Origin of the sequence: Hoeflea sp. (genome assembly GCF_039975035.1) — a bacterium.
Lineage (GTDB): Bacteria > Pseudomonadota > Alphaproteobacteria > Rhizobiales > Rhizobiaceae > Hoeflea.
In genome coordinates, this window is record NZ_JBDWHW010000155.1 from 1 (window position 1) to 7,050 (window position 7,050).

General features: G+C 61.7%; 6 protein-coding genes and 1 riboswitch. All 6 genes read left to right on the forward strand.

All coding sequences use genetic code 11. From position 1 onward, the window contains the following. Positions 1 to 351 precede the first annotated feature (351 nt). Positions 352 to 1,818: a cobyric acid synthase gene (locus ABJN75_RS13895; protein WP_348440178.1), complete on the forward strand. Its 1,467-nt coding sequence runs from the start codon at positions 352 to 354 to the stop codon at positions 1,816 to 1,818. Between the two features lie 50 nt (positions 1,819 to 1,868). Further along, positions 1,869 to 2,244, forward strand: a riboswitch (cobalamin riboswitch). Between the two features lie 49 nt (positions 2,245 to 2,293). Further along, positions 2,294 to 2,473: a CbtB-domain containing protein gene (locus ABJN75_RS13900; protein WP_348440179.1), complete on the forward strand. Its 180-nt coding sequence runs from the start codon at positions 2,294 to 2,296 to the stop codon at positions 2,471 to 2,473. 12 nt (positions 2,474 to 2,485) lie between these two features. Next, positions 2,486 to 3,211 carry a CbtA family protein gene (locus tag ABJN75_RS13905; protein WP_348440180.1) on the forward strand — a complete coding sequence of 242 codons (726 nt, stop codon included), beginning with the start codon at positions 2,486 to 2,488 and terminating at the stop codon, positions 3,209 to 3,211. Next, positions 3,208 to 3,732, forward strand: a complete 525-nt coding sequence (gene cobU / locus ABJN75_RS13910) for a bifunctional adenosylcobinamide kinase/adenosylcobinamide-phosphate guanylyltransferase (protein ID WP_348440181.1) — start codon at positions 3,208 to 3,210, stop codon at positions 3,730 to 3,732. Before ABJN75_RS13905 ends, cobU begins: the two co-directional genes overlap by 4 nt. Positions 3,733 to 3,736: 4 nt before the next feature. Further along, the gene (gene cobW, locus ABJN75_RS13915; RefSeq protein ID WP_348440182.1) at positions 3,737 to 4,789 is read left to right on the forward strand and encodes a cobalamin biosynthesis protein CobW; all 1,053 of its coding nucleotides are present in this window, start codon (positions 3,737 to 3,739) and stop codon (positions 4,787 to 4,789) included. Positions 4,790 to 4,793: 4 nt separating this feature from the next. Further along, positions 4,794 to 7,050: cobaltochelatase subunit CobN (gene cobN, locus ABJN75_RS13920; RefSeq protein WP_348440183.1), on the forward strand; the 2,257-nt coding region annotated here is incomplete at its 3' end.

The window sequence follows — 7,050 nt, forward strand, 5'->3', positions numbered from 1 at the left end:
AAGTGTCCGGATGAGGCTGTTCAAGACGCCGCGACGGGACTTCTGATTGGCCTTCTGGACGGGAAGCACGCCGTTCCACGCAATCTGAACGCTGTTGGCGGAATTGAATACATAAAGCATGGCGATGTCCCTTCGGTTGGCGTTGATTTCAATCTGAATTCTTACTCGTAATCTGGCCCTGCTCTATGCTGATTGCAGATGCGCAGATGCATCAAAGCCGCCACAGTGTGTCGCAATTCAGATGTCGCAGAAAGAAACTTCATTTCGGCTGAAGACAGGGTTAGCGGATGGTTAAGGCCGGAGCTTTCTCACCCCTTTTGATCTGGCCCCTGCGGTGGTATCGACGAGGCCATGACAAAGGCGTTGATGTTTCAGGGAACGGGTTCGGATGTCGGCAAAACCGTGCTGGTGGCGGGTTTTTGCCGGCTGGCGGCAAACCATGGCCTGAAGGTGATGCCGTTCAAGCCGCAAAACATGTCCAACAATGCTGCCGTGGCAAATGATGGCGGCGAAATCGGACGGGCGCAATGGTTGCAGGCGCTGGCCTGCCGGGTGCCGGCAAGCGTGCACATGAACCCGGTGCTGCTCAAACCACAGTCAGAAACCGGATCGCAGGTGGTGGTTCAAGGAAAGGTCGTCGGCCATGCACGCGGCCGCGACTACCAGAAGCTCAAGCCGGAGCTGATGGCGGCAGTGATGGACAGTTTTGCCCGCGTCGCGGACGGCGCCGACCTGGTGCTGGTTGAAGGCGCGGGCTCGCCGGCGGAAATCAACCTCAGATCAGGCGACATTGCCAATATGGGATTTGCGACAGCGGCGGGCGTGCCGGTGGTGCTCGTCGGTGATATCGACCGGGGCGGGGTGATCGCCTCGGTGGTCGGCACCCACACCATCCTGCCCGGCGATGACCGGGCGATGATCGCGGGCTACCTGATCAACAAGTTTCGTGGCGATGTCAGCCTGTTTGATGACGGTATCTCGGCGATTGCCGGCTTTACCGGATGGCCATGCGTGGGTGTGATTCCCTGGCTGAAATCGGCGGCACGGCTGCCGGCGGAAGATTCCGTGGCGCTGGAACGGCTGACGCGGGGAACGGCGCGGGCGCTCAAGGTCGCGGTTCCTGTGTTGTCGCGGATTGCCAATTTTGATGATTTCGATCCCTTCAAGAGCGAACCCGAGGTCGAACTGGTGTTCGTGCGGCCCGGGGAGCGGTTGCCGGTTGATGCCGGTCTGGTGATCCTGCCGGGATCGAAGTCCACCATCGCCGATCTCGCGGACTTTCGTCGCCAGGGCTGGGAGCAGGACTTGCAGGCTCATCGCCGCCGCGGTGGCCGCATCATCGGCATTTGCGGCGGTTACCAGATGCTGGGGCGCAGCGTACGCGATCCGCAGGCGGTGGAGGGTGGCGAGACAATGGCCGAAGGACTCGGGTTTCTCGATATCGAGACCGAGATGGCGCCGGAGAAAACCGTTCGCAACATTCAGGCGCACTCAGTCGAGCATGATGTCGCATTGTCGGGTTACGAGATCCATTTGGGAGTCAGCGAAGGTCCGGACTGTGCCCGGCCGATGACCAATCTCGATGGCCGTCCCGACGGAGCGATCTCGCCCGATGGCAAGGTGTCAGGGACCTATCTGCACGGGTTGTTCGAATCGGACGCCTATCGCGCAAAGCTGCTTGCGGAGTTTGGCATTCGCGGTGGTGAGACCAATTTTCGTGCGGATGTCGATGCGGCGCTCGATGAAATTGCCGCTGAACTTGACCGGTTGGTGGGATTTGAGCGTCTGATGAGCATTTCCGCGGTGATTGGTCGCTGATAGGTTGCGCGATGGCGCAGTCTCGATTGACAGTCAGCGGCGTCAGCCCTATCACTTGAGGTTCGAATGGTTCCAGAAACCCAAGTTGGTTTTCCGGATCAAAAGGGAATGCGACGGGATGGACCCAATCAGGGCATCTTTATCGCAGCCGACCCCGCGACTGTAGAGCGGTTAGGCAAATGTCACCGGCCCCGGCAGGCCAGAGTGACGGAAATGCAATGGTGTTTTTCCGTCATCTTGAAGCTCCGGACCGGACAAGCCACTGACGTGGCGGCATGATCAATCGGCGCGGACGCCTCTTTGTCTACGAATCGTCCCGTTTTCATGACCGCCATCTCCGTTGGGAAGGCCGGCATTTGCTGATGTTGATGGCAACATCGACGTGATCCGCGAGCCAGGAGACCTGCCATTTGCACCGGTTGAGAGCCGGACCTTTGGAAGAAACGTTCTTTCGAAGTCACTCACGGAGGTTGTCATGTCTGCTAAAACCCAAACGCTTTCCCTGACCGATCGTATCAGTGCACGTACTGTTGCCGGACTGATGGCATTGGTCATCGGTTCGATCCTGGTGTTCGGAGTTGGTCTTGCCAATTCGCAGGCGCTGCACGACGCAGCCCACGACACAAGGCATTCCTACGGCTTTCCCTGCCACTAAGGGATTGATCTCATGATTGTCAGGTTGCTCCTGGCGGCTCTGGCCGCCGGGCTCATTGCCGGTATGGCGATGACGCCGGCCCAATATCTCAAAACCATTCCGCTGATCATGCAGGCCGAAACCTACGAGAATGGCGAGGTCGCTCATACCCATGACGGGACGGAAACTGCCGAGGCTTCGAGCCACAGCCATGGCGCCGAAACGTCCAGCGACGACTCGATGCTCGGCTTCGGCAGATTTTGGGATACGGTTCTCGCCAATCTCGTTGCCGGCGCCGGCTTTGCGCTGATGCTTGCCGCCGTGGCGCTGCTGATGGGCGTGGAATTTCCGGTGGGCCGCGATGGTGTGATGCGTGGCCTGCTGCTCGGGGTTGCGGCGTGGTTCTGCGTCCAGCTTGCACCGTCGATGAGCTTGCCACCTGCAGTTCCCGGATTTCCCTATGCTGATCTTGGTGACCGCCAGGGCTGGTGGATGATCACTGTGGCGATGTCCGCTGTCGGAGTCTGGTGCATCGTGATGCGGCCTGAATGGCTGGTCAAGGCTGTCGGCGTTGCCATCATCGTCGCGCCGCATGTCTGGGGTTCGCCGGTGCCGGAAGATCTCTCAAGCGAAGTGCCGGCCTATCTCGCCTCGGCCTATGCGGCTGCGTCATTGGCGACCACCCTCTTCTTCTGGCTGTTGCTCGGCGGTCTGCTTGGGTCGTTCCTGTCACGTGTTCCAGAGGAACACACGGCGTGACGGATCGCCTGCCACCGGTGACACTGGTGCTGGGCGGTGCTCGCTCGGGCAAATCCGCCTTTGCAGAGGGGCTGGTCGAATCCGCATCGCCGGACCGGCTTTATCTGGCGACAGGGCAGGCCTGGGATGAGGAAATGCGGGACCGGATTGCCTCGCATCAGCACCGGCGCGGGCAAGGTTGGGAAACAATCGAGGCACCGGTTGATCTGGTTCAGGCGCTGGAAGCCCATGCCCGGGCTGACCGCCCTGTTCTGGTCGATTGCCTGACACTGTGGGTGACCAACCTGATGCTGGGCGAACACGATATCGGCACCGCGTTCGACGGGCTTGCCGCAACACTTCCGGGGCTCAAGGGTCCGGTGGTCTTTGTCTCCAATGAAGTCGGCCTCGGCATTGTGCCCGACAACGCCATGGCGCGGGCATTCCGTGACCATGCCGGCCGTCTCCACCAGTTAATCGCAAGCCTGGCCGATGAGGTTCATTTCGTCGCCGCCGGGCTGCCGCTCAAAATGAAGGGTTGATCCCATGGTTGCTTCCAAGATTCCCGCCACTGTCATCACCGGATTCCTCGGCGCCGGCAAGACCACGCTGATCCGCCACATGCTGGCCAACGCAAAGGGCAAGCGGATCGCGCTGATCATCAACGAGTTCGGTGATCTCGGTGTCGATGGCGACGTGCTCAAGGGCTGCGGTGACGAAGTCTGCCGCGAAGAAGACATTGTCGAGCTGACCAATGGCTGCATCTGCTGCACGGTGGCCGATGATTTCATTCCAACCATGGAAAAGCTGCTGGCGCGCAAAGACCGGCCGGATCATATCGTCATTGAAACCTCCGGTCTGGCGTTGCCGCAGCCGCTGGTCGCCGCCTTCAACTGGCCGGGCATCAAGACGCAGGTCACCGTTGACGGCGTGGTCACGGTGGTCGACAGCGCTGCGGTGGCGGCGGGGCGTTTTGCACATGACCATGACAAGCTCGACGCCCAGCGTCTGGCTGACGAGGGGCTCGATCATGAAAGCCCGCTCGAGGAGTTGTTCGAGGATCAACTGACAGCGGCGGACCTGATTGTTCTCAACAAGGCAGATCTGATCAGTGCTGAAGAGCTCGAAGGTGTCCGCGCCGGGATTTCCGGACATCTGACGCGCAAGCCGATTTTTATCGAATCACGGCAGGGCGAGGTGGGGCCGGAGGTGCTGCTTGGCCTCGGGATCGGCACCGAAGACGACATCGCCAACCGCAAATCGCATCATGAGGTGCACCATGCCGATGGCCACGAACATGACCATGACGAGTTCGAAAGCTTTGTTGTCTCTCTTGGGCCTGTCAGTGACGCGGCTCAGTTCACCGAAGGGCTCAAGTCCCTGATCGTCACCCACGACATCCTGCGGCTCAAGGGCTTTGCCGATATGGCCGGCAAGCCAATGCGGATGGTTGTCCAGGCCGTCGGCAGCCGGATCGACACGCATTTCGACCGGCCCTGGGCTGGTGGGGAATCGCGCGAAACCAGGCTGGTGGTGATCGGCCTGCATGACATTGATCAGGCGGCCATCCGCGCCAGCCTGGCCGGGTTGACCGGATAAGCCGATGCATCTGCTTGTCGCACAAAAGGGCAGCCTGAGCGATGGCGACGAAGCCGTTGATCTGGGGCAAAGTCCGGGCGACATTCTGTTCCTGAGTGCGGCCGACACCGAACTTGCCAGCATCGCCGCGGCGCGGCAGATGACCGGCAATCTGACCTGGCGGCTGGCAAGCCTGAGTGATCTCAAGCATCCGATGTCGGTCGACACCTTTGTGGCGAAGATGGCGCCAAAGGCCAGGCTGGTGATCGTCCGCGCACTCGGCGGTGCGAGCTATTTTGCCTATGCGCTGGAAAGCCTGCACGCAGCCTCGGTCGCCCATGGCTTCAAGATTGCAGCGCTTCCGGGCGATGACCGGCCCGATCCGGGGCTGGAGCCGCTGTCGACGCTGGTTCCTTCGTCGCGAGACCAGCTCTGGGCCTACCTCATAGAGGGCGGTGCCGAAAACGCGCGCGGGCTTATCCAGTTTGCCGAAGCCCTGATAGATGGTGGCGAGCGGCCGGCACCGGCTGCACCGCTGCTCAAGGCCGGGCTGTGGCACCCCCACACGAGCAATCCCGCACTTGCCGATCTCAGCAAGGACTGGATTCCCGGCGCGCCGGTGGCGGCAATCTGTTTTTACCGGGCGCTGGTGCAGAGCGGCCAGACCGCGCCGGTCACAGCCTTGTGCGAGGGACTGAAAGCCCAGGGCGTCAATGCCCTGCCGGTGTTTGTCTCCAGTCTCAAGGACCCGGTTTCGGTGGGCACATTGCAGGCGATTTTCGCCGATGCGCCGCCCGACGTTGTGATCAATGCCACCGGTTTCGCGGTGTCATCGCCGGGCGGGGAGACCAAGGGCACGGTACTTGAATCGACCGGTGCGCCGGTGTTGCAGGCGGTGTTTGCCGGTGGTGGCCGCAAGGCCTGGGCTGAATCGCAGCAAGGCCTGACCTCGCGCGATCTGGCGATGCATGTGGCGCTGCCGGAGGTCGATGGCCGGGTGCTCACCCGTGCGGTGTCGTTCAAGTCGGCGGCGCGGTTTGACGAAACTGTGGAGGCCAATATCGTCACCCATGCGCCGGAGCCGGACCGGGTGCGGTTTGTGGCTGAACTCGCATCGCGCTGGGCGCGGTTGCGGCGGACATCGGCACAAGACCGGCGGGTGGCGATCGTGCTGGCTAATTACCCCAACCGGGATGGGCGTATCGCCAATGGCGTCGGGCTCGATACGCCGGCGGGGAACGTCGAGGTGCTGCGGGCGATGGCCAAGGCCGGGTACCGAACCGGCGAGTTGCCGACTGACGGCGATGCGCTGGTCACGGCGCTGAAGGCCGGGCCGACCAATGCCAACCGCGACGACCGCAGCGGTGGAGTTCCGCTGGCTCTTCAGGACTACCAGGCGTTTTTCGAAACACTCGACCCATCGATCCAGAGTGCGGTGAATGAGCGCTGGGGCGGGCCTGAACAGGATCCGTTTTATCGCGATGGCGCATTCCATCTGGCGCTGCTGACATTTGACAATGTCGCCGTCGGCATTCAGCCGGCGCGGGGCTACAACATCGATCCGAAGGCCAGCTATCATGCGCCGGACCTGGTGCCGCCGCATGGCTATTTTGCGTTCTATGCCTGGCTGCGCGATGCGTTCGATGTCCATGCCGTTGTCCACATGGGCAAGCATGGCAATCTCGAATGGCTGCCGGGCAAGGCCTTAGCCTTGTCGCGGGCCTGCTACCCGGAAGCGGTGCTCGGGGCTATGCCGCATGTCTATCCGTTCATCGTCAATGATCCGGGCGAGGGGACGCAGGCGAAAAGGCGGACTTCCGCCGTCATCATCGACCATCTGACGCCGCCGCTGACCCGGGCCGAAAGCTACGGACCGCTGAGGGGTCTCGAAGCGCTGGTTGATGAGTTCTACGAGGCCTCGGGCCATGATCCGCGTCGGCTGAAATTGCTCAAGGGCCAGATCCTCGATCTGGTGCATGACATCGGACTGGACGCCGATGCCGGGATCGCGCCGGGCGATGATGATGACCTGGCGCTGGAAAAGCTCGACGCCTGGCTTTGCGACCTCAAGGAAATGCAGATCCGCGACGGGCTGCATATTTTTGGCAAGTCGCCCGAAGGCGGATTGCTCATCGATCTCACCGTGGCGCTGGCGCGGATCAAGCGCGGCGAGGCGCCGGGCGAGGACAGTCTGCAAAGGGCAATCGCGCGGGATGCGGGGCTTTCGACGTTCTCGGTTGTTTCCTCCCCCGATACGGGGGAGGTGGCCGCGCGCAGCGCGG

Bases quoted from the DNA above. Each gene is read 5' to 3' on its own strand.
- ABJN75_RS13895 (WP_348440178.1), top strand. From the start codon at position 352: ATGACAAAGGCGTTGATGTTTCAGGGAACGGGTTCGGATGTCGGCAAA.
- ABJN75_RS13900 (WP_348440179.1), top strand. From the start codon at position 2,294: ATGTCTGCTAAAACCCAAACGCTTTCCCTGACCGATCGTATCAGTGCA.
- ABJN75_RS13905 (WP_348440180.1), top strand. From the start codon at position 2,486: ATGATTGTCAGGTTGCTCCTGGCGGCTCTGGCCGCCGGGCTCATTGCC.
- cobW (WP_348440182.1), top strand. From the start codon at position 3,737: ATGGTTGCTTCCAAGATTCCCGCCACTGTCATCACCGGATTCCTCGGC.